At 67.1% G+C, this 19,363-nt stretch carries 18 protein-coding genes; 3 read left to right on the top strand and 15 right to left on the bottom strand.

Annotated elements, in window-relative coordinates:
• Positions 1 to 166 precede the first annotated feature (166 nt).
• A complete protein-coding gene (locus ACTIGJ_RS01795) occupies positions 167 to 448 on the top strand; it encodes a DUF768 domain-containing protein (RefSeq protein WP_439638547.1) in 282 nt (93 codons plus the stop codon).
• A 176-nt stretch (positions 449 to 624) separates the two neighbouring features.
• Positions 625 to 1,413 (top strand): hypothetical protein, encoded by a 789-nt coding sequence (locus ACTIGJ_RS01790; RefSeq protein ID WP_439638546.1) that lies wholly within the window; start codon positions 625 to 627, stop codon positions 1,411 to 1,413.
• A 291-nt stretch (positions 1,414 to 1,704) separates the two neighbouring features.
• Here ACTIGJ_RS01790 and fba read toward each other — a convergent pair whose 3' ends face one another.
• From fba to ACTIGJ_RS01750, 8 genes are all read right to left on the bottom strand, one after another.
• Positions 1,705 to 2,769, bottom strand: a complete 1,065-nt coding sequence (fba, locus tag ACTIGJ_RS01785) for a class II fructose-bisphosphate aldolase (protein ID WP_439638545.1) — start codon at positions 2,767 to 2,769, stop codon at positions 1,705 to 1,707.
• Positions 2,770 to 2,801: 32 nt separating this feature from the next.
• The gene (locus ACTIGJ_RS01780) at positions 2,802 to 3,530 is read right to left on the bottom strand and encodes an HAD-IA family hydrolase (RefSeq protein WP_439638544.1); all 729 of its coding nucleotides are present in this window, start codon (positions 3,528 to 3,530) and stop codon (positions 2,802 to 2,804) included.
• A 3-nt stretch (positions 3,531 to 3,533) separates the two neighbouring features.
• Positions 3,534 to 5,585: a transketolase gene (tkt, locus tag ACTIGJ_RS01775; RefSeq protein ID WP_439638543.1), complete on the bottom strand. Its 2,052-nt coding sequence runs from the start codon at positions 5,583 to 5,585 to the stop codon at positions 3,534 to 3,536.
• Positions 5,586 to 5,616: 31 nt separating this feature from the next.
• Positions 5,617 to 6,489 carry a phosphoribulokinase gene (locus ACTIGJ_RS01770; RefSeq protein WP_439638542.1) on the bottom strand — a complete coding sequence of 291 codons (873 nt, stop codon included), beginning with the start codon at positions 6,487 to 6,489 and terminating at the stop codon, positions 5,617 to 5,619.
• A gap of 58 nt (positions 6,490 to 6,547) precedes the next feature.
• A complete protein-coding gene (locus ACTIGJ_RS01765; RefSeq protein WP_439638541.1) occupies positions 6,548 to 7,621 on the bottom strand; it encodes a class 1 fructose-bisphosphatase in 1,074 nt (357 codons plus the stop codon).
• A gap of 10 nt (positions 7,622 to 7,631) precedes the next feature.
• A complete protein-coding gene (gene cbbX / locus ACTIGJ_RS01760; RefSeq protein ID WP_439638540.1) occupies positions 7,632 to 8,537 on the bottom strand; it encodes a CbbX protein in 906 nt (301 codons plus the stop codon).
• An 86-nt stretch (positions 8,538 to 8,623) separates the two neighbouring features.
• Positions 8,624 to 9,058 (bottom strand): ribulose bisphosphate carboxylase small subunit, encoded by a 435-nt coding sequence (locus tag ACTIGJ_RS01755; RefSeq protein ID WP_439638539.1) that lies wholly within the window; start codon positions 9,056 to 9,058, stop codon positions 8,624 to 8,626.
• Between the two features lie 31 nt (positions 9,059 to 9,089).
• A complete protein-coding gene (locus ACTIGJ_RS01750) occupies positions 9,090 to 10,571 on the bottom strand; it encodes a ribulose-bisphosphate carboxylase large subunit (RefSeq protein WP_439638652.1) in 1,482 nt (493 codons plus the stop codon).
• 117 nt (positions 10,572 to 10,688) lie between these two features.
• Here ACTIGJ_RS01750 and ACTIGJ_RS01745 point away from each other — a divergent pair, with 117 nt between their 5' ends.
• On the top strand, positions 10,689 to 11,612 hold the full coding sequence (locus tag ACTIGJ_RS01745) for a LysR substrate-binding domain-containing protein (RefSeq protein ID WP_439638538.1): 924 nt from the start codon (positions 10,689 to 10,691) through the stop codon (positions 11,610 to 11,612).
• Between the two features lie 7 nt (positions 11,613 to 11,619).
• Here ACTIGJ_RS01745 and ACTIGJ_RS01740 read toward each other — a convergent pair whose 3' ends face one another.
• From ACTIGJ_RS01740 to ACTIGJ_RS01710, 7 genes are all read right to left on the bottom strand, one after another.
• The gene (locus tag ACTIGJ_RS01740; protein ID WP_439638537.1) at positions 11,620 to 12,558 is read right to left on the bottom strand and encodes an MBL fold metallo-hydrolase; all 939 of its coding nucleotides are present in this window, start codon (positions 12,556 to 12,558) and stop codon (positions 11,620 to 11,622) included.
• On the bottom strand, positions 12,558 to 13,295 hold the full coding sequence (locus tag ACTIGJ_RS01735; protein ID WP_439638536.1) for a phosphatase PAP2 family protein: 738 nt from the start codon (positions 13,293 to 13,295) through the stop codon (positions 12,558 to 12,560). The genes ACTIGJ_RS01740 and ACTIGJ_RS01735 overlap by 1 nt, the downstream gene beginning before the upstream one ends.
• 3 nt (positions 13,296 to 13,298) lie before the next feature.
• Positions 13,299 to 14,096 carry a metallophosphoesterase family protein gene (locus ACTIGJ_RS01730; protein ID WP_439638535.1) on the bottom strand — a complete coding sequence of 266 codons (798 nt, stop codon included), beginning with the start codon at positions 14,094 to 14,096 and terminating at the stop codon, positions 13,299 to 13,301.
• Complete coding sequence (locus tag ACTIGJ_RS01725) at positions 14,093 to 15,055, bottom strand: diacylglycerol/lipid kinase family protein (RefSeq protein ID WP_439638534.1); 963 nt, start codon at positions 15,053 to 15,055, stop codon at positions 14,093 to 14,095. Before ACTIGJ_RS01725 ends, ACTIGJ_RS01730 begins: the two co-directional genes overlap by 4 nt.
• Positions 15,056 to 15,059: 4 nt before the next feature.
• Positions 15,060 to 17,363, bottom strand: coding sequence for a fatty acid cis/trans isomerase (locus tag ACTIGJ_RS01720; RefSeq protein ID WP_439638533.1), 2,304 nt, complete (start codon positions 17,361 to 17,363; stop codon positions 15,060 to 15,062).
• Between the two features lie 175 nt (positions 17,364 to 17,538).
• Positions 17,539 to 18,408 carry a quinoprotein dehydrogenase-associated SoxYZ-like carrier gene (locus ACTIGJ_RS01715; RefSeq protein ID WP_439638532.1) on the bottom strand — a complete coding sequence of 290 codons (870 nt, stop codon included), beginning with the start codon at positions 18,406 to 18,408 and terminating at the stop codon, positions 17,539 to 17,541.
• 2 nt (positions 18,409 to 18,410) lie between these two features.
• Complete coding sequence (locus ACTIGJ_RS01710) at positions 18,411 to 19,361, bottom strand: quinoprotein relay system zinc metallohydrolase 2 (RefSeq protein WP_439638531.1); 951 nt, start codon at positions 19,359 to 19,361, stop codon at positions 18,411 to 18,413.
• Positions 19,362 to 19,363: the final 2 nt, after the last annotated feature.

Genomic DNA, 19,363 nt, shown 5'->3' with positions numbered 1-19,363 from the left:
GCGGGACAGCGGCTGTATCCATTACTCACGATACACGCGAAGGAATTCCTGCCCTTCGATGCATCGACTAAGCTCGCTCGGTCACTGACGGAAATGCCGCAAGCAACCACGAACGGCCGGACGGATTCCCGGCATCGCACTCGACACGCGCACAGGACAGGCAACCATGAGCAACCGTTTCCTCCGGTGGGCGGGCAGCTGGATCGAAGACAACATCCTGCCCGGCGCCAATCCCGACATCGAGACCTACGCCGATCGCGCGAAGCGGCTGATGGACAAGATGTTTGCCGAGGCTGCTGAGGCCGGCTTCACGCACGCGGAAATCGAGGAGGAGCGGGCTCGGCTCGCGCCGCAGGTGCTGGCGGCCGCATCGGACAGTCGTGATTTCGACGTCGGCACCTATCACCTGAAGTCGCTGCTGGCGCAGGAGAATGAGGATGGGGATTGAGGCCTGCACCCTGTCATTCGGTAGCGTGCGCTCCGCGCACGACTTCGATCAGCCTGAGGACGGATTCGTGCGCACAGCGCACGCTACGTCGCTAAGCCCAACCGAACCTGCTTGAAAAGCTACGCAGGCCGACTAGTTCCACGGTAGGTCACACGATCACCTGAAGGAGCAGACGAGTGCGAAGAGTCAACACGTTTGCGTTCTACACGTTGGGCAAGGAACTCAGGCCCCTTGAGAACATTGACGAAGACAATGCCTCTTACGGACAGGTCATGTTCCCACTCGTCAACGCAAGAATTCAGGTCGAGAACCTCTTGAAGAACGAAGTTGTCCCGCTGCGCCTTTGTCGTCATGCCGGCGAGCAGTTTATTGCCGCAGTTAACGCAATTGTTCCCGCAGACATTTCAGAGGCCCTTAAGGGCAACAAAGAGGCCAAGGTCACGTGGTGGCCAATAAGGCAGGCCCGAGAAGCCGCAAGCAAGTTCGAAACGGTTTTGGCAGAGGAACTGAACATCCTCGATACTTACTCCATCGCTCAGAAGGGCGCGTACTCAACTTCTGAACTAATTGCGAATGCCGAAGTAATGTTTTCGCTGTCGGTTCTCGCCAAGCTTCCCGCGCTCGCCGTACGAGATATCCGTGAGGCCGGAAAGTGCTTGGCCTTCGAGACCACAACCGCCGCTGCCTTTCACATTCTGCGCGCAGTCGAAGCCGTACTACTTTCGTACTACGAAAAAATTCTTGGGGCCAAGCCTGGAGCGCGTATGAGGAATTGGGGCGTATACATTGGAACCCTGAGGAAGTCAGGCAAGGCAGACGAGAAAATCCTAGATTTTCTGGATCACATACGAAATTCGTACAGAAACCCCGTGGCGCATCCGGAGGCAGTTCTGGGTGTGGAAGAGGTCATGGTCCTTCTTGGTGTTGCAGTTGGAGCTATCACGCAAATGGCGTTGTCACTATAGCGGCATGGCCTAATCCCTCGGTCAACCTCCTACTCACTACGGCAGGCAGCGTAAGCCTCTTGTGTGGCGGCTTCGCGACCTTCGCACAGCAGGCTTACTTTTCTTCCCACGCACTCGCGTTGGTAGTTCGAACGTTGGCGGCCGGATTTGCATCCGACACAATCGCCGTCGTCCACGATTCAAAAGTCCAATGCCCGAAGTTCGCACGCTGCGTTCGGTCCTGAAAGTAAAAAGCCGCCCGGTCGAAAGACCGGGCGGCTCTTCAGCCAGCTTTGTAGGGCCGGGAACTGATCAGTTAACGACCGGATTCAGCTCGCCCTTCGCGTAGCGGCTGGCCATCTTGTCCAGGTGCACGACCTTGATCTTCGAGGCCTTGCCGGCGCTCTCGAAGGCTTCGAAGCGGGCCTGGCAGATGTCCTTCGCGGCGGCGGTGGCGACCTTCAGGTAGCCGCGCGGATCGAACTCTTCCGGCTTGTCGCCCATGTAGCGGCGGATCGCGCCGGTCATGGCCAGACGGATGTCGGTGTCGATGTTGATCTTGCGGACGCCGTGCTTGATGCCTTCGCGGATTTCCTCGACCGGCACGCCGTAGGTTTCCTTGATGTTGCCGCCGTACTTGCGAATGATCTCCAGCCATTCCTGCGGCACGCTGGACGAGCCGTGCATCACCAGATGGGTGTTCGGGATGCGCGCGTGGATGGCCTTGATCTGGCTGATGGCCAGCACGTCGCCGGTGGGCGGGCGAGTGAACTTGTAGGCGCCGTGGCTGGTGCCGATGGCGATGGCCAGCGCGTCGACGCCAGTGGCCTTGACGAAGTCGGCGGCTTCGTTCGGATCGGTCAGCAGCTGCGAATGGTCGAGCTTGCCTTCGGCGCCGACGCCGTCTTCCTCACCGGCCATGCCGGATTCCAGCGAGCCGAGGCAGCCGAGTTCACCTTCGACCGACACGCCGACGGCATGCGCCATCTCGACGACGCGGGCGGTGACGCGGACGTTGTAGTCGTAGTCGGCCGGCGTCTTCTGATCTTCCTTCAGCGAGCCGTCCATCATCACCGACGAGAAGCCCGAGCGGATCGAGGCCTGGCAGGACGCCGGGCTGGCGCCGTGGTCCTGGTGCATGCAGATGGGGATGTGCGGGTAGGACTCGATGGCGGCTTCAATCAGGTGGCGCAGGAACGGTTCGCCGGCGTACTTGCGGGCACCGGCGGAGGCCTGAAGGATCACCGGGCTGTCGCAGGCATCGGCCGCCTGCATGATCGCGGAGACCTGCTCCATGTTGTTGACGTTGAAGGCGGGCAGGCCGTAGCCGTGCTCGGCCGCATGGTCCAGCAATTGGCGCAGGGAAATCAGTGCCATGGAAAGGTCTCTTGGGGTCTCTAAGGGGCTTGTTAGGGGGCGGACGCAAGTCCGTCCGCAAGGGTAACCGACGCCGGCACCGTGCCGGAACAGGCAAGTGCGACTTCGGTCAGGGTCAGGATTACCCGGTCGGCACCGGCGTGTTCCGCCGGTTCGCCGCCGTTGTAGCCGTACGGCACCATCCACACCGGCACGCCGGCGTTGCGGGCGCAGGCGACGTCGATCGAGGAGTCGCCGACCATCAGGGTCCGCGCCGCCGTAGTGCCGAACTTTTCCAGCGCGAACAGGATCGGCGCGGCATCCGGCTTCTTCTTCGGCAAGGTGTCGCCGCAGACCAGCAGGTCGATCAGGCCCGGCAGCGGGCCGCCGGCCAGCAGCTGCTCGACAAAACGCGTTTCCTTGTTCGACACGATTGCGCACTTCACGCCGAGCGCGCGCAGCTGGGTCAGCGTCGACACGGTGTCGGCGAACGGCTGGCTTTGCGGCGCCAGCCGCGCGTAGTGGTGCTCGAAACGAAGCAGGGCAGCGTCGATGTCGGCGTTGCGCTTCGCCTCCGTAGTGCCGGCAGGCGCGACGGTGTCGTAGGCCTTGGCAATCGTCTCCCGCACGCCGTGGCCGATGAAGAAGCGCACGGCGGCGATATCGACCGGCGGCAGGCCCTGTTCGGCAATCGCCAGGCTGACGGCAGCACCGATTTCCGGCGCGGTTTCGAGCAGGGTGCCGTCGAGGTCGAACAGCACCGCGTCGAAGGGCCGGCGCATCGGCTAGTTGCTCGACCGCTCGAAGATCGCCGGATCGCTGGCTGCTTCGACCACCTGCTGCGCGGCCTGGACGACCGCAGCGGCGGTGATGCCGAAGTACTCGTACAGCGCCGGCGCCGGTGCGGATTCACCGAAGCTCGACATGCCGACGAAGGCGCCGTCGAGGCCGATATACTGGTACCAGCTGTCGGCGGTGCCGGCTTCCACGGCCACCCTCGGCAGCCCGCGCGGCAGGACGCTGGCCTTGTAGGCGGCGTCCTGGCGGTTGAAGACATCGGTCGACGGCATCGACACCACGCGGGCACCGATGCCGAGCGCGGCGAGGCTGGCCTGCGCCTGCACCGCCAGCGTCACTTCCGAGCCGGTGGCGATCAGGATCACGTTCAGCGGCAGCGTCGAATCGGCCAGCACATAGCCGCCGCGCTCGATCAGCGCCGCCGACTCGTCGCCGTGCTTCTGCTGGGCGAGGTTCTGGCGCGACAGCAGCAGCGCCGCCGGACCGTCGTGACGCTCGATCGCCGCCTTCCAGGCAACCGCCGTTTCCAGCGCATCGCAGGGCCGCCAGACGTCGAGGTTCGGAATCGCGCGCAGGGACGCTGCGTGTTCGACCGGCTGATGGGTCGGGCCGTCCTCGCCGAGGCCGATCGAGTCGTGGGTCAGCACGTAGATCACCCGCTGCTTCATCAAGGCACTCATGCGCATGCCGTTGCGCATGTAGTCGGAGAACACCGCGAAGGTGCCGCCGTAGGGGATGAAACCGCCATGCAGTGCCACGCCGTTCATGATCGCGGCCATGCCGAATTCGCGGACGCCGTAGCTGACGTAATTGCCGGCCGCGCCCACCGTGTGGAAGGCCGCGCTGGCCTTGGCAGCGGTCAGGTTGGAACCGGTGAGGTCGGCCGAGCCGCCGAGCAGTTCCGGCACCGCCGGCACCAGTGATTCCAGCGCCACCTGCGAGGACTTGCGGGTTGCCACGGCGGCGGTCACGGCAGCGGCCGAGGTCAGCAGCGCCTGCGTGGTGGCCAGCCAGTCCTTGGGCAGCAGGCCGTGCTGGGTGCGCAGGAAAGCTTCGGCATCCTGCGGGTAGGCGGCCTGATAGGCCGCGAACGCGGCGTTCCAGGCGGCTTCCCGGGCATCGCCGGCGGCTCGGGCGTCCCAGGCAGCGCGGATGTCGTCCGGAATCTCGAATGGGCCGTGGTTCCAGTCGAGCGCCGCGCGGGTGGCAGCGACTTCGGCGGCGCCAAGTGCGGCGCCGTGGACCTCTTCGGTGCCGACCTTGTTCGGCGAGCCCCAACCGATCTGGGTGCGGGCGATGATCAGCGTCGGCTTGGCGGTCTGCGCCTTCGCCTCGACGGTCGCGGCCTCGATGGCCGCCACGTCGTGACCGTCGATCGGGCCGATCACATGCCAGCCGTAAGCCTTGAAGCGGGCGGCAGTGTCGTCGCGGAACCAGCCTTCGACATGGCCGTCGATCGAGATGCCGTTGTCGTCGTAGTAGCAAATGAGCTTGTTCAGGCCGAACACGCCGGCCAGCGAGCAGGCCTCGTGGCTGACGCCTTCCATCAGGCAGCCATCGCCGAGGAACACGAAGGTGCGGTGGTCGACGATCGTGTGGCCGGGCTTGTTGTAGCGGGCAGCGAGCAGCTTTTCGGCCAGCGCCATGCCGACGCCGTTGGCGATGCCCTGGCCGAGCGGGCCGGTGGTGGTTTCGACACCCGGCGTGATCGCGTATTCCGGGTGGCCGGCGGTCTTCGAATGCAGCTGGCGGAACTTCTTCAGCTCTTCCACGGGCAGGTCGTAGCCGGCCAGGTGCAGCGCGGCGTAGTGCAGCATCGAGCCGTGGCCGTTGGAAATCAGGAAGCGGTCACGGTCGGCCCACTTCGGGTTGTTAGGCGAGTGCTTGAGATGGTCGCGCCACAGCACTTCGGTGAGATCGGCCATGCCCATCGGCATGCCGGGGTGCCCGGACTTCGCGGCTTCCACACCGTCGATGGCGAGAAAGCGGATAGCATTGGCGAGCCGGCGGCGCGCTGCCGCGGTAAGCGTCTGAGTCATGGCGTAGGTCAGGTAAGGGGCGGAGCCGGCGTCAGGCGCGGCGCTTCTTGTCCATCAGACGCAGGATCATCGGCGTGAAGATCATCTGCATCGCGAGCCCCATTTTGCCACCCGGGCAGACGATGTTGTTCGGCCGGGTCATCATCGAGCCGTGCAGCATGCTCAGCAGGTACTGGAAGTCGATGCCCTTGGGATCAGCGAAACGGATCACCAGCATCGACTCGTCGGCCGTCGGAATATCCCGTGCAATGAACGGGTTGGACGTGTCGACGGTGGGCACGCGCTGGAAATTCACGTGGGTCCGCGAGAACTGCGGGCACAGGTGGTTGATGTAGTCGGGCATCCGCCGAAGGATGGTGTCGACCACCGCTTCCTGCGAGTAGCCGCGCATGTTCTTGTCGCGGTGCAGCTTCTGGATCCATTCCAGGTTGATGATCGGCACCACGCCGACCAGCAGGTCGACCGCCGCCGCGATGTTGTGCTGCTCGTCGGCATAGCCGCCGTGCAGGCCTTCGTAGAACAGCAGGTCGGTGTTCTCCGGCAGGTCCACCCACGGCGTGAAGGTGCCCGGCTCCTGCTGGTACGGGCCCGCCTCGTCGGCATCGTGCAGGTAGTGGCGGATCTTGCCGGTGCCGGTCTTGGCGTAGGACCGGAACAGCTTTTCCAGTTCTTCGATCAGGTTCGCTTCCGGGCCGAAGTGGCTGAAATGCTTGTTGCCCTGGGTTTCCTCCTCCTTGAGCCGGGCGCGCATGCCGAGCCGGTCGAAGCGGTGGAAGGCATCGCCCTCGACGATGCCCGGCTTCAGCTTCTCGCGGCGGAAGATGTGCTGGAACGCTTTCATCACCGTGGTGGTGCCGGCCCCGGAGGAGCCGGTCACCGCGATGATCGGATGCTTGACGGACATGGTCCTTTCCTCGTGTCGGTGCGCCGCGCGGTGAGCGGCGGCCGGTGGTCTTGGACGCTCAGGCTTCCGAGCGGTACAGCGAGCGGTTGCTGAACAGCGGCGAGATGAACGGCCGGTCCTCGCCGGCATCGAATTCGGCGTGATAGCGCTCGATGCGCTCGACCTCGTTGCGCGAGCCGAAGATCACCGCCACCCGCTGATGCAGGGACTCGGCCGGCAGGTCGAGGATCGGGCCGCGGCCGTGGCTGGACGCGCCGCCGGCCTGCTCGATGATGAAGCTGACCGGGTTGGCCTCGTACAGCAGCCGCAGCCGGCCAGGCTTCTTCGGGTCCTTGGTGTCGCGCGGGTACATGAACACGCCGCCACGCATCAGGATGCGGTGCACGTCGGCCACCATCGAGGCGATCCAGCGCATGTTGAAGTCGCGGCCGCGGATACCGGTCTTGCCGGCCTTGCACTCCTCGACATACCGCGACACCGGCGGCTCCCAGAAGCGTTCGTTGGAGGTATTGATCGCGAACTCGCTGCAGTCCGGCGGAATGCGCAGGTTTTCGTGGGTCAGGATGAAATTGCCGATTTCCCGATCCAGCGTGAAGGCGTGTGTGCCCTTGCCGACGGTGATCACCAGCATCGTCGCCGGCCCGTAGATCGCATAGCCGGCGGCCATCTGGCGGCGGCCGCTCTGCAGGAAATCCTCGACGGTCGGTTCGCTGTCCTTATCGTGGGCCAGCACCGAAAAGATGGTGCCGACCGAGACATTGATGTCGATGTTCGACGAACCATCCAGCGGGTCGAAGTTCAGCAGGTAGCGCCCGCGCTTGAACTCCGGCGGGATACGGATCGGCTCCTCGTTCTCCTCGGAGATCATGCCGGCCAGCGTGCCGCCCCATTCGCAGGCGTCGATCAGCGCATCGTTCGACAGCACGTCGAGCTTCTTCTGCACCTCGCCCTGGATGTTGACCGCCTCGATGTTGCCGTGGAAGCCGCCGAGTGCGCCTTTCGCCGACATCGCGGCGATCGATTTCACGGCCGCCGCGACGTCGACCAGCAGGCCGGCCAGCTGGCCGTTGTCATCGACTTCATGCAGCTGCTCGATCAGGAATTTCGACAGCGTGGTTCTTCCGAGTTGCATGGCAGGCCTTTCAGGTCGGGTCGGCGGAGTCGGGCGTGTCGAACACGCGGGACGCGAGGATATCGGACGCAGAAAGCGTGCTCAGCGCATCGGCCGTGACATGGGGCTGTCCCTGACCGATGCCGGCGAACAGCCGGTTGGCCTGGCGCAGCCGCGCGCGGTCCAGCGCATTGCGTACCGAACGGGCATTGGCGAAGTTCGGCTGCGTCAGCCGGCGGCCGATGTAGCGGCCCATCGCGGCTTCGGCCTCGGCATCGAAGCGGTAGTTCATCGCGTCGACCATGCGACTGGCGATCGACAGCAGCTCCGGCTGCGAGTAATCGGGGAAGTCGATGTGGTGGGCAATGCGCGACGACATGCCCGGGTTGGACGAGAAGAAGGTGTTCATCCGGTCCTTGTAGCCGGCGAGGATCACGACCAGATCGTCACGGTTGTTTTCCATCACCTGCAGCAGGATCTCGATCGATTCCTGGCCGTAGTCGCGCTCGTTCTCCGGCCGGTACAGGTAATAGGCCTCGTCGATGAACAGCACGCCGCCCATCGCTTTCTTCAGCACTTCCTTGGTCTTCGGCGCGGTGTGGCCGATGTACTGGCCGACCAGATCATCGCGGGTCACCGACACCACATGGCCTTTGCGCACGTAGCCGAGCCGATGGAGGATTTCCGCCATCCGCAGCGCCACCGTGGTCTTGCCGGTGCCGGGATTGCCGGTGAAGCACATGTGCAGGCTCGGCGGCGCGGCTTCCAGCCCCAGGGCCTTGCGGGCCCGGGTCACGGCCAGGTAGGCGGCGATCTCGCGGATGCGCCGCTTGACCGGCGCCAAGCCCACCAGTTCGCGATCCAGCTGGTCGAGCACCTCGGTGACGTTCGAGTCGCGAACGATCGCCTGGAGATCGACGGTCTTTGCATCGTCCATGGGCCACCCTGTCTGGCATCCATCAAAGAAAGCGGCGCGACGCCGGGTGCCGGCAACCCGGGCGCCGCGCCGTGCGGAAGAACCGGTCAGTAGCGTTCGCCTTCGCTCTTGTCGGTGGCGTACGAATGGATGGTGTAGCGGATCGCGCGGCTGTCCACTTCCTGACGCACCAGGCCAAAGCCCGGCTCGTTCTTGGGACGGTTGACGATGTAGGACATGGTCGGCGACTCCACGCCGCGCGTGTTGTCGAAGGCCGTGACCCGGATGTAGTGGCTCGGGAAGGTCTTCCGGCAGCTGTTGATCTCCATCAGGATGCCGGCGGCATCGCGCAGATCGAACATCGGGTTGCCGAACATCTCCCAGTAGGTGTTGCGCGGGTGCGGATCGTCGGTGTACTCGATGCCGATCGCCCAGCCCTTGTTCAGCGCGTATTCGAGCTGCGCGGTGATCTGCGGGTCGGTCAGGTCCGGCAGGAACGAGAACTGGCCCTGGGTCACGCGCCGGTTGTAGTTGGTCATCATGATCGTGTCTCCGGTGGCAGGGGCGGGCGCTTCAGGCGCTGACTGTCGGGGTCGGCGCGTAGTCCGAGGTGTCGGTGGATTCGTAGTTGAAGGTCACGTCGCCCCAGACATCGAGCGCCTGCTTCAGCGGCGAACACCACTTGCCGGCGTCGCGCAGGATCTGCGGGCCCTCGTTCCAGATGTCGCGGCCTTCGTTGCGGGCCAGGATCATCGCTTCCAGCGCCACGCGGTTGGCGGTGGCACCGGCCTGGATGCCCTGCGGATGGCCGATGGTGCCGCCGCCGAACTGCAGCACCACGTCATCGCCGAGATAAGTCAGCAGCTGGTGCATCTGGCCGGCGTGGATGCCGCCCGAGGCCACCGGCATCACCTTGTTCAAGGAAGCCCAGTCCTGCTCAAAAAACAGGCCGGTTTCCAGGCATTGCGGCGTGTGGGTTTCGCGCAGCGTGTCGTAGAAGCCCTTGATCATCAGCGGGTCGCCTTCCAGCTTGCCGACCACGGTGCCGGCGTGGATGTGATCGACGCCGGCCATGCGCATCCACTTGCAGATCACCCGGAAGTTCATGCCGTGGTTCTTCTGCCGCGAGTAGGTGGAGTTTCCAGCGCGGTGCAGGTGCAGGATCATGTCGTTCTTGCGCGCCCACGCGGCCATTGTCTGGATCGCGGTGTAGCCGATGACCAGGTCGATCATGATGATCACCGAGCCCAGGCTCTTGGCGAACTCGGCGCGGGCGATCATCTCGTCCATCGTGCCGGCGGTGACGTTCAGGTAGTGCCCCTTCACTTCACCGGTGGCGGCCGACGCCTTGTTGACGGCTTCCATGCAGTACAGGAAGCGGTCGCGCCAGTGCATGAACGGCTGCGAATTGATGTTCTCGTCGTCCTTGACGAAGTCGAGCCCGCCTTTCAGCGCCTCGTAGACGACGCGGCCGTAGTTGCGGCCGGACAGGCCGAGCTTCGGCTTGGTGGTGGCGCCGAGCAGCGGACGGCCGAACTTGTCGAGCCGCTCGCGCTCCACGACGATGCCGGTCGCCGGCCCCGGGAAGGTCTTCAGATAGGCCACCGGAATGCGCATGTCCTCCAGGCGCAGCGCCTTCACCGCCTTGAAGCCGAATACGTTGCCGATGATCGAGGCCGTGAGATTGGCGATCGAGCCCGGCTCGAACAGGTCGAGGTCGTAGGCGATGTAGGCGAAGTACTGCTGTTCGGTCTTGGTGCCCGGGCCGGTGTTCGGCACCGGATCGACCCGGTAGGCCTTGGCGCGATACAGCTCGCAGGCGGTCAGGCGATCGGTCCAGACCACGGTCCAGGTTGCGGTCGAGGATTCCCCGGCGACAGCGGCGGCGCATTCATCCGCCGGCACGCCCTCTTGCGGCGTAATGCGGAACATCGCGATGACGTCGGTTTCCTTCGGCAGGTAGTCGGGCTGCCAGTAGCCCATCTGCTTGTACTTCAGCACGCCGGAGGCGTAGCGCTTCCTGCCATCGGTGATCTGCTTGTCGTCGCTGTGCATCGCATCGTTGCTCATCGCGGAACCCTCTGGTGTTGGCCTGTCACGGATGAGCGACCTTATTCCGCAGGTTGGATAAGGTAAATTCACGATATCTGCAGTCTTGAATAAGGTTTTCTGATGTTGAATGTCAGCCTGCGTCAGCTGCGCACGTTTGCATCGGCCGCCCGGCACCGCAGCTTTGCGCGCGCGGCGGACGAACTGCACCTGACCGCACCGGCCGTCTCGATGCAGATCCGCGATCTGGAAACCGCCGTCGGCCTGCCGGTGTTCGAGCGCAACGGCCGGACCATGAGCCTGACCACCACCGGCGAGTACCTGCTGGTCTACGCCCGGCGGGTGATCGCGACGATGAAGGAAGCCGAGGACACGCTGGCCCGGCTGCGGGGCCTGCAGGCCGGGCGGATCACCGTCGGCATGGTCGGCACCGCGCAGTACTTCGTGCCCCGGCTGCTGGCCCGATTCCGGGTCGACTATCCCGGCGTCGAGGTACGGCTCACGGTCGGCAACCGCGATCAGCTCGATCGACAGCTGCAGGCGCGCGAGATCGACCTGGCCATCATGGGCCGGCCGCCGCGCGATTTCGGCGTGCGCGCCGAAGCCTTCGCCGCCAACCCGCTGGCCGTGATCGCGGCCGGCAGCCATGCGCTGGCCGGGCTCCGTGACGTCGCCCCGGCACTGCTCGATCGCGAGCCGTTCATCGTCCGAGAAAGCGGTTCCGGTACCCGCTCGGCGATGGAGGCCTGGTTCCGTGAAGCGCGGGTGACGCCGCCGCAGATCATGGAATTGAACAGCAACGAAACCATCAAGCAGGCGGTGATGGCCGGGCTCGGGCTGACGCTGCTGTCGCTGCACACGGTGGCGCTGGAATGCGCGGTCGGCCGGCTGGCGGTCATCGATGTGGCCGGACTGCCGCTGAAGCGCGCCTGGCATGTGGTCAGCATCGGCACGATGAGCCTGTCGCCGGCCGCCGAAGCGTTCCGCTATTTCGTGCTGGAACGTGGCGATCGCCTGCTCGACGACCTGTTCGGCGCCGCGCAGTAGGCGGCTTTTAGCGAAAGTCGGCGTCTTCCAGCTGGCGGTACAGGTACTGGACGTTCTGCGGATGCAGGCTCGCGTAAGCGTTCCAGTCGGCGAACGCCGGCAGCTGCACCGCCGCCACGGTTTCCAGCAGGCTGGCGCCGCGCTGGTACTCGGCGCGCACGGCGCGGTCGATCTCGCGCAGATAGCGCTGCATGTCGTCGATCTGCCGCCGATCGCCGACCGGCCCGAAGCCGGGGACGATGCGCCGGATCGGCAGCGGGCGCAGCGCCTCCAGCGCAGCGAGCCATTGCGGAATGCGGGCATCGCGCAGGCTGGGAATGCGCTGCTGGCTGATCAGCCCGCCGGCGAACAGCGTGCCGCTGGCCGGATCGAACACGGCCAGCGTGCCCGGCGTGGTTGCCGGGCCGGCGTCGATCAGCTGCACGATGCGGTCGCCGAGGTCGATCGGCGCGGCTGCATCCAGCAGCCGGTCCGGCGTCACCAGCGCGGTGCCCTTCATCAGGCCGCCGGGCAGGACCTCGCGCAGATGGGTCAGGCAGTTCTCGCAGCGCTGGCGCATCAGCCGCGCGGCATCGCGATGCGCCAGCACCGCCACGCCGTGGCGCTGGAAGGCGCCGGCGCCGAACAGGAATTCCTGCGCCGGCTGGCTCAGCAGCAGGCCGGCGAACGGTCGGTCGGCACGCGCTGTCCAGGCCTGGTACAGCCGCTCGCCGTGGGCGCGCGACACGCCGCTGTCGATCGCCAGCATCTGGCGGCTGCCGACGATCAGCCCGCTGTTGGCGATCTCGCCCCGGTTGTCGCGGCTGAGCTCGGTGGCGGCGCCGAGATCGGCATGCACGCCGTCGGCCAGCGTGCGGACATCGGCGCGTGCGGGCGGGCCGGCGAGCAGCATCGCCAGCGCCGCCAGCAGCAGGGCGACATGCCGCAGGTGCCGGCTTGGGGCCATCAGCCCGGTGTCCGGCCGTATCGCGCCTGCAGCTGCTCGCGCAGCGCATGGGCGCTGGCCAGCACGGCGGCGGCCAGGGCATGACCGGCCACCACGTCGCTGAGGAAATGCACCTGCAGGATCACCCGACTGGCGCCGATCAGCAGCACCAGCGCCACCGTCGCCAGCAGCAGCGGCAGGCGCGCGGCCGCTGCCAGCCTCGGCAGCAACAGCACCGTCAGCAGCCCGTACACCGCCAGCGCGCCGGAGGCATGGCCGCTGGGGAAGCTATAAGCCGGCTCGATCACCAGCCCGTGGTCGTGCAGTGGCCGGACCCGCTCGAAGCCGAGCTTCAGCGCCCGATTCAGCAGCCCGGTACCGGCGGTCACCACCAGCCACAGGCCGAGATCCGACCATTGCCGCCGCAGCGCCAGCAGCAGCGCCACCGCGATGACCAGCGCCAGCAGGGTGCGGAAGTTGCCGAACTGGGTGATCGCGAAAGCGGCGTCGAGCAGGCCGGGCGAGGCCTGTGCGTGCAGGCCATCGGCCAGCCGCAGGTCCCAGCCGACGATCGCCGGCGGCATCGTCGCCAGCACTGCGAACAGCGCGGCCGCGCCGAGGGCGATGGCGAACCGGCTGCGCACCGTCGGCGGGCCACGCCGCCACAGCTGGACCGTCAGCCACCCGGCGAACGCCAGCAGGGCGGCCAGCAGCGGCAGCGTGGCGGCGGGTTGCAGGCCTGCGGACAGCGCGGTCACCGCTCAGCCGTCCAGGGTCATCGAGGTGGCGGCGCGACAGGTGAAGGCCAGCGTCAGGTCGTCGAAGTCCCAGCGCTCGATCCGGCAGCTGCCGCGCTGGGCATCGCAGTGGATCAGGTTGACCGAATTCGGCACGCCCGGCCGGGTGCGCCAGGACACCGCCGTGCCGGCCTGCACGGCCCAGACTTCGCGCGGCAGGCCGTGCGCAACCTTGAGCGGCGCGACGAACGGCAGGTGGATGTGGCCGCCGAGGATCAGGTTGGCGCCGGCCGCCGCCCAGCCGTGCAAGGCCCGCTCGCGGCCGCGCAGCAGGTTGTGCTGGTCGGCGGCGGATTCGACATGCACGGGCTGGTGCGTCACCACCAGCTTGATGCGCGCGCCGCTGCGCCGCAGCCGCTCGCTGCTGCGGACCACCTGCAGCGGCGACACCGTGCCATCGACATGCCGGTAGCGGCGCGTGGTGCGGATGCCGACCACCAGCAGGCCGTGGTCCTCGTAGACCGGTTCCAGGTTGCGGCCGAAGGTGCGCCGGTGGTTGCGGTAGGGCATGAACAGCCGGCGCCCGACATCGAACAGCGGCAGGTCGTGATTGCCTGGCACTACCAAGGTGCGACCGGCGCTCAGCGCATCGACGAAGCGGCGGGCGGCGGCGAACTCGTCGTGGCGCGCCCGCTGGGTGACATCGCCGGACAGCACGGCCAGATCCGGCCGCTGCTGATCGGCCAGGCGCAGCAGCGCCTGCACGACTTCGCTGCGCTCGACGCCGAAATGGGTGTCGGACAGATGCAGGACCAGGCTCATGGCGCGGCGGTAGCGCCGTCCTTGGCGGCGGCCGGCGGCACCATCAGCAGCAGCGGCTCCGGGGCAATGCGGAACACCAGAGGCGACGGCAGGCGGGTCACTTCGCCATCCATCGCCACCTTGTAGCGGCGGCGGCGACGCCCGCCCGGCGGGCGGATGGTCAGGCTGCGCAACGGAAAGCTCACCACCTGGTCGGCGTCGCCGAGCCGCCCGAGCGCACCACGCAGCAGCAGGCCCAGCATCGCCAGGCTGCCGACCGGCTTCAGTCCGATCGCCACCAGCCGGCCGCGGCCCAGCGCTTCGGCATCGGCGATGCCGATCTGGGTCAGCTGCAGCGCGTTGTTGCCGACGAACAGCGTCGGCGTCCGCAGGGTCCGGGTCTCGCCTTCGATCTCGATTTCCACATGCAGCTGGCGGCGCTCGCGCAGGAAGCTCAGCAGGCCGGACACCATCGCCACCAGCCGGCTGCGGCCGAAGCGCGCCTTGAAGGCCTCGCGGTCTTCCAGCAGCTGCGGGTAGAGGCCGAGACTGGCATTGACCAGAAACACCCGGTCGTTGACCAGGCCGACCTGCACCGGTTGCGGGCTTGCCGCCAGCAGCGCGGCGACTGCATCGGCGGTGTCCTGCGGAATGCCGTGGGTGCGGCCGAAGTAGTTGAACGTGCCCTGCGGCAGCACCGCGAATGGCTGGCCGCAGCCGAGCGCTGCCTGTGCGACCGCATTGATGGTGCCGTCGCCGCCGGCCGCGACGACGATGCCGTCGGCTGCCTGCGCCCGCGCCACGGCCTCGCGCGCCAGGCGCGGGATGTCGCGGCCCTGCTCGGCCAGCAGCAGCTGGTGCGGACGACCGGCATCGGTCAGCAGCGTGCGGATCTGGTCGGCAGTGGCATCGGCCACCTGCCGGCCGGAGCCGGCGTTCAGCACGATGAAGCAGGGTCGGGAAGCGACGGCGGCGTTCATCCGGTCACAGGTTTTCGTAGCGGTTCATGTCGAGGATGCCGGCCTCCAGCGGCTCGGTTTCCCGCTGGTACTGCGCAAAGTCGTTGAAGATCGACCAGAAATCCGGATGCGTGCGGCGCAGGCCCCACTGGTCGACGACCTTCTCGAGCCCGGCCTTGTCGGTGACCGCCGACAAGGCGGCGACGAAGCGATCAAGCTCGGCCAGCGGCACGTCGAAGGCGAAGTTCGGGTAGTTGCCGTAGACACCCTTGATCACGCTCAAGGTGTCGCGTTCCGGTTCCAGGCGGCCGTCCTCGCCCATGATGAAGGCGACGTTGCTGTGCGCACGGTTGTGGATCAGCGAATAGACCAGCCGCTGCGATTCGCCGCGCACCCGCAGCAGCACCACTTCGGGCAGCAGCGGAATCACCGGCAGCGTCTTGCCGGTGCCCTGGGCCAGCGGCCGCAGGCTGCGGTTGGCGGCGCGGGTGGTGGCGGAGGCGCCGGGCAGCGCGCAGTCGCCGGCCGGGCAGCGGTTGATCACGTCGTCCGCGCCCTTGACCTTGCGCAGCGCCTTCTGCAGCTGCTCGACATAGGCGGCCTTGGCGCCTTCGGCATCGACGCCGGGCTTGAACTTCAGCTGCGTCGGCCGCTTGTCGTCGATGTCGGCATAGGTGGTGAACAGCTTCACCCGGCCGCCGTCCTGGTACCACTGGTGCAGCAGCGGATTGCGCAGCTTCGGCGGCAGGAAGCGCAGGAAGTTGGTTTCGCCGTCGTTGCGGATCAGGTCGAAGTACAGGCGCGTCTGCAGCTGGTGCGAGACGTTGCCGAAGACATCGAAGTTGACCACCAGCTCGTAGTAGGTGCGCTCGAACAGCGGGTAGTCCATCACCCACAGGGTTTCCGGCAGCGCGCCGATCAGGCCGTCCTTGACGAAGGCGTTGTCGTGGTGCCGGAAGATGGTCAGCAGCGCATCGTGGTTGTGGCCGTCGCCGTCCCAGATGTCACTGATCGCCGGCCCCTTCGGCATCGCCTTGGCGTAGGCCTGCAGCCGCAGCCGCGCGTAGTCGTTGCGCTGCGTGCGGTAGCTGAGCCATTCGGTGCCGGCCTTGATCAGCGACGAATCCTGGCCGGCGACATCGAGCAGCGGCGAGACCTGGTCGCGGTAGGCGGCATCGTTGACGTACAGCTCGTGCGCCGGGTCTTCGAAGCTGACCCAGAACTGGTCGCGGATCACGTCAGTGGCCGCCTGGCCGGCGCAGACCGGGCCGCGAATGAAGGTGCGGACGAAGAACTGCGCGTCGTCGAGCATGAACTGGTAGCGCGCCTTGGCCGGGATCGGCGCGAAGGTCAGGAACGGATTGGCGCGCGCTTCCTTGTCGTGGGCCTTGTGTTCCGGCTGCGGTGGCACCGTCCAGGCGTCCTTCAGGAACAGGGTCTGGAAACGCGTGCGCCGGCGTTCGTCGAGCGGATAGGTGATGTGGTTCTTCTGGACGATGCTCTCGTTGAGCAGCCGCAGGCGGTAGTGGAACGGACCGTCCGCCGCCTGGTTCGGCAGCCGGGTCGCCACCGGCACGATCGGCTCACCCGGCGGCGTGCGCGAGCGCAGCAGCTCGAAGAAGTGCGGGTTCTGCTCGCTGCTGAAATACAGATGGCCGAGGAACAGGTGCTCGTACAGGTAGCGGGCGACCAGCTGCTCGCGATCGCCCGGCCGGTTCAGCCAGCTTTCCCACTGGGCGATCTGCGCAGCTTCGCTGGCGCTGGGTTTGATGGCGTCGCTGTCGACCTGCGCGCCCTCGGCGATCCAGGTGGACAGCGTGGCGTACTCGCGATCGCTGAGCCCGGTGACCGCCAGCGGCATGCCCTCGTGCGGGTGCTTCTTCGCAAAGGCGTCGTACTCATCCAGGGTCGGGCAGTGGTTCTGCCGCGTGAAGCCCAGCGGCAGATCATCCGGCAGGCGCTGGTTGGCGGCCCATCGCTGCTGGCGGCCCAGCGCCAGCGCCCGTTGCAGCAGCGACGACGGCATCTGGCTGCCGGCCTCGGCCTGGGTCAGCACCGGCTGCACCGGAAAGAAGCCGCGCTGGCGCCAGTCGGCGGTGCTCAGCGCGTCGATGCCGAGCCGGGTGGTGGGGGCGGTGTCCAGTCGCGTGCCGTCGTAGACCTGCAGCTTGCTGGCGCCGCGTTCGACACCGTCGGCGCTGGTCAACTTGAGCTGGCAGGGCGCGTCGTAGCAGCCGTGACAGGCCGCGCACTTGGTGTCGAAGATCGGCTGGATGTCGCGGCTGTACTGGTAGGTCTGCTGGATGGCGACCGGGGCCGGCGTTGCCATGACGGCCTTTTTGATCGACAGCCCCGAGCAGGCGAGAACGATCAGGGAGGCGATGCTGACGAGCGCCGCGACGCTGAACCAGCGGCGGCGGGAGGGGAGGGCTGGCGGCACAGGCGAGTTTCCGGAACGTGACGGCAGGATCGTAACAGGCGGGCCGGTTCGGCCCGCCGCACCGTCACGGCGGAATGGCGGCGGCGTGGCCGGGCTTGACCGCCAGCCGGGTCTCGAAGTGCAGGTCGCGGGTGTCGACCACCTCGGCCTGCAGTTCGCCGTCGGTGGTCGGCAGGAAATGGAAGCGGAAGTTGGGGTTCTCGCTGATCGAGAAGTCGATGTCGGCGCTCAGCACTGGCTTGCCGGCGTAGCGCACGGTGAGCCGGCGCACGTAGTAGGCCGGCTCGTAGAGCCGGGTCAGCTGATCGAGCACCAGCCCCGAGGCGTTCGGATGGCTGACCGCCAGTTGCGCGACCGCCGGCACCCCGGCTTCGACCGGGCCATCGACCCGGAAGCGCATGCGGCCGGCATTGCGGGCGGCTTCGCGCGGGTCCTTGCCGGCCGGCGCCGAACAGCCGCCGGAGGCCTTCACGTGACGGCGGGCCATGTGCAGCGTGCCGTCGCTGAGTTCGGCGATGACGCGGACGTCGGTGTACTGCTCGACCCGGATGCGGGTTTCGATGTCGGCGCGGCCGCTGTCCGGTGTCAGCTCGAAGACCGCCGCGACCGGCGACGGGTTGTTGTCGACCAGCAGGTACAGCGTGCGGATGTAGCGCTCCGGCGTCTGCGGCAGTCCGGCCCGGATCGCGATCGGCACCGTGGCGGCGTCCTCGGCCCGCATCGGCGCCTCCAGCTGCACGACATCGGCTTCGTCCTCGCGGATCGGGCGGTCGCCGAACAGGCCGCTGCGCAGCTTCGGCCAGATGCCGACCGGCGAGGCCTGTGGCGCATCGGCAAGCGCCGGCTGCAGGGGCAGGACCGTGCTGACCAGCAGTGCGGCGAGGGCCAGCCTCGACAGGGCCAGGGCCGGGCGGCAGCGCAGGGTGTCGGCCATCGTCAGGGCTCCCATTCCAGCTCCGTGTACACGGTGGTGACGTTGCGGCGGTGGTAGTCGTCGAACAGCTGCCAGCGGCTGCGTTGCTCGCCGCCGTCAAGGCGCTCGACTGCTTCGGACAGCGACACCCCGTCGCGCAGCGCGGCGCGGCAGTCGCGCACCAGCGACGCCAGGTAGGCCTGCTCGGCGGCGAAGGCAACGGCCGGTGGCCGGTTCAGTGGCCCGTGGCCGGGCACCACGCGGGCCGGCTTCAGGGCCAGCAGCTCGTCGATCACGGCCAGCCAGCCGAGCACCTTGCCGTCGACGATCGGCACGCGGTCGACGAACAGCATATCGCCGGTGAACAGCGTGCCGGTACGTTCGTCGAGCACGGTCAGGTCGTGATCGGTATGAGCGGTGGGCCAGGCGTCGAGCCGCAGGCGGCGACCGCCGAGGTCCAGCGTCAGCCGGGTGTCGATCAGCAGGCTCGGCACCGCGCTGTCGCTGCCGGCGCCGAGCGCGCCGAGGCTGTCGTCGATGCCATGCCGGTAGTGATCGCGGCGGCGCGCCAGCGCCGCAGGGTAGGCGGCATGGCTGACCACCACCGGATGGTCGGCCGCGAATGCGGGATCGCCGAAGGCGTGGTCCGGGTGGACGTGGGTGTGGATCAGGTAGCAGACCGGCTTGTCGGTGCGCGACCGGATCGCGGCGCGCAGCGCGCGGCCGATGCTGGCGCTGCCGCCGCTGTCGATCACGGCGACGCAGCGCTCGCCGATCACGAAGCCGAGGTTGGCGATGTCGCCGCCGTTATCCGGACTGGCCAGCGCCTGCGCGCCGAGGTGGACGAACACGCCATCGGCCGGGTTTTCAAGCGGCCAGTCGTTGGCCGCCACAGCTGATGTGCCGACCGCTGCGAACAGCCCGAACAGCATGCTGGCCAGACCGGCCGCCGTGCCGACGCTGACCGGTCTCACGC

Origin of the sequence: Nevskia sp., assembly GCF_051860985.1 — a bacterium.
In the GTDB taxonomy this organism is placed as follows: domain Bacteria; phylum Pseudomonadota; class Gammaproteobacteria; order Nevskiales; family Nevskiaceae; genus Nevskia.
Note: the sequence above shows the minus strand (reverse complement) of the source record. Positions and strands in the feature narration are given on the sequence as shown.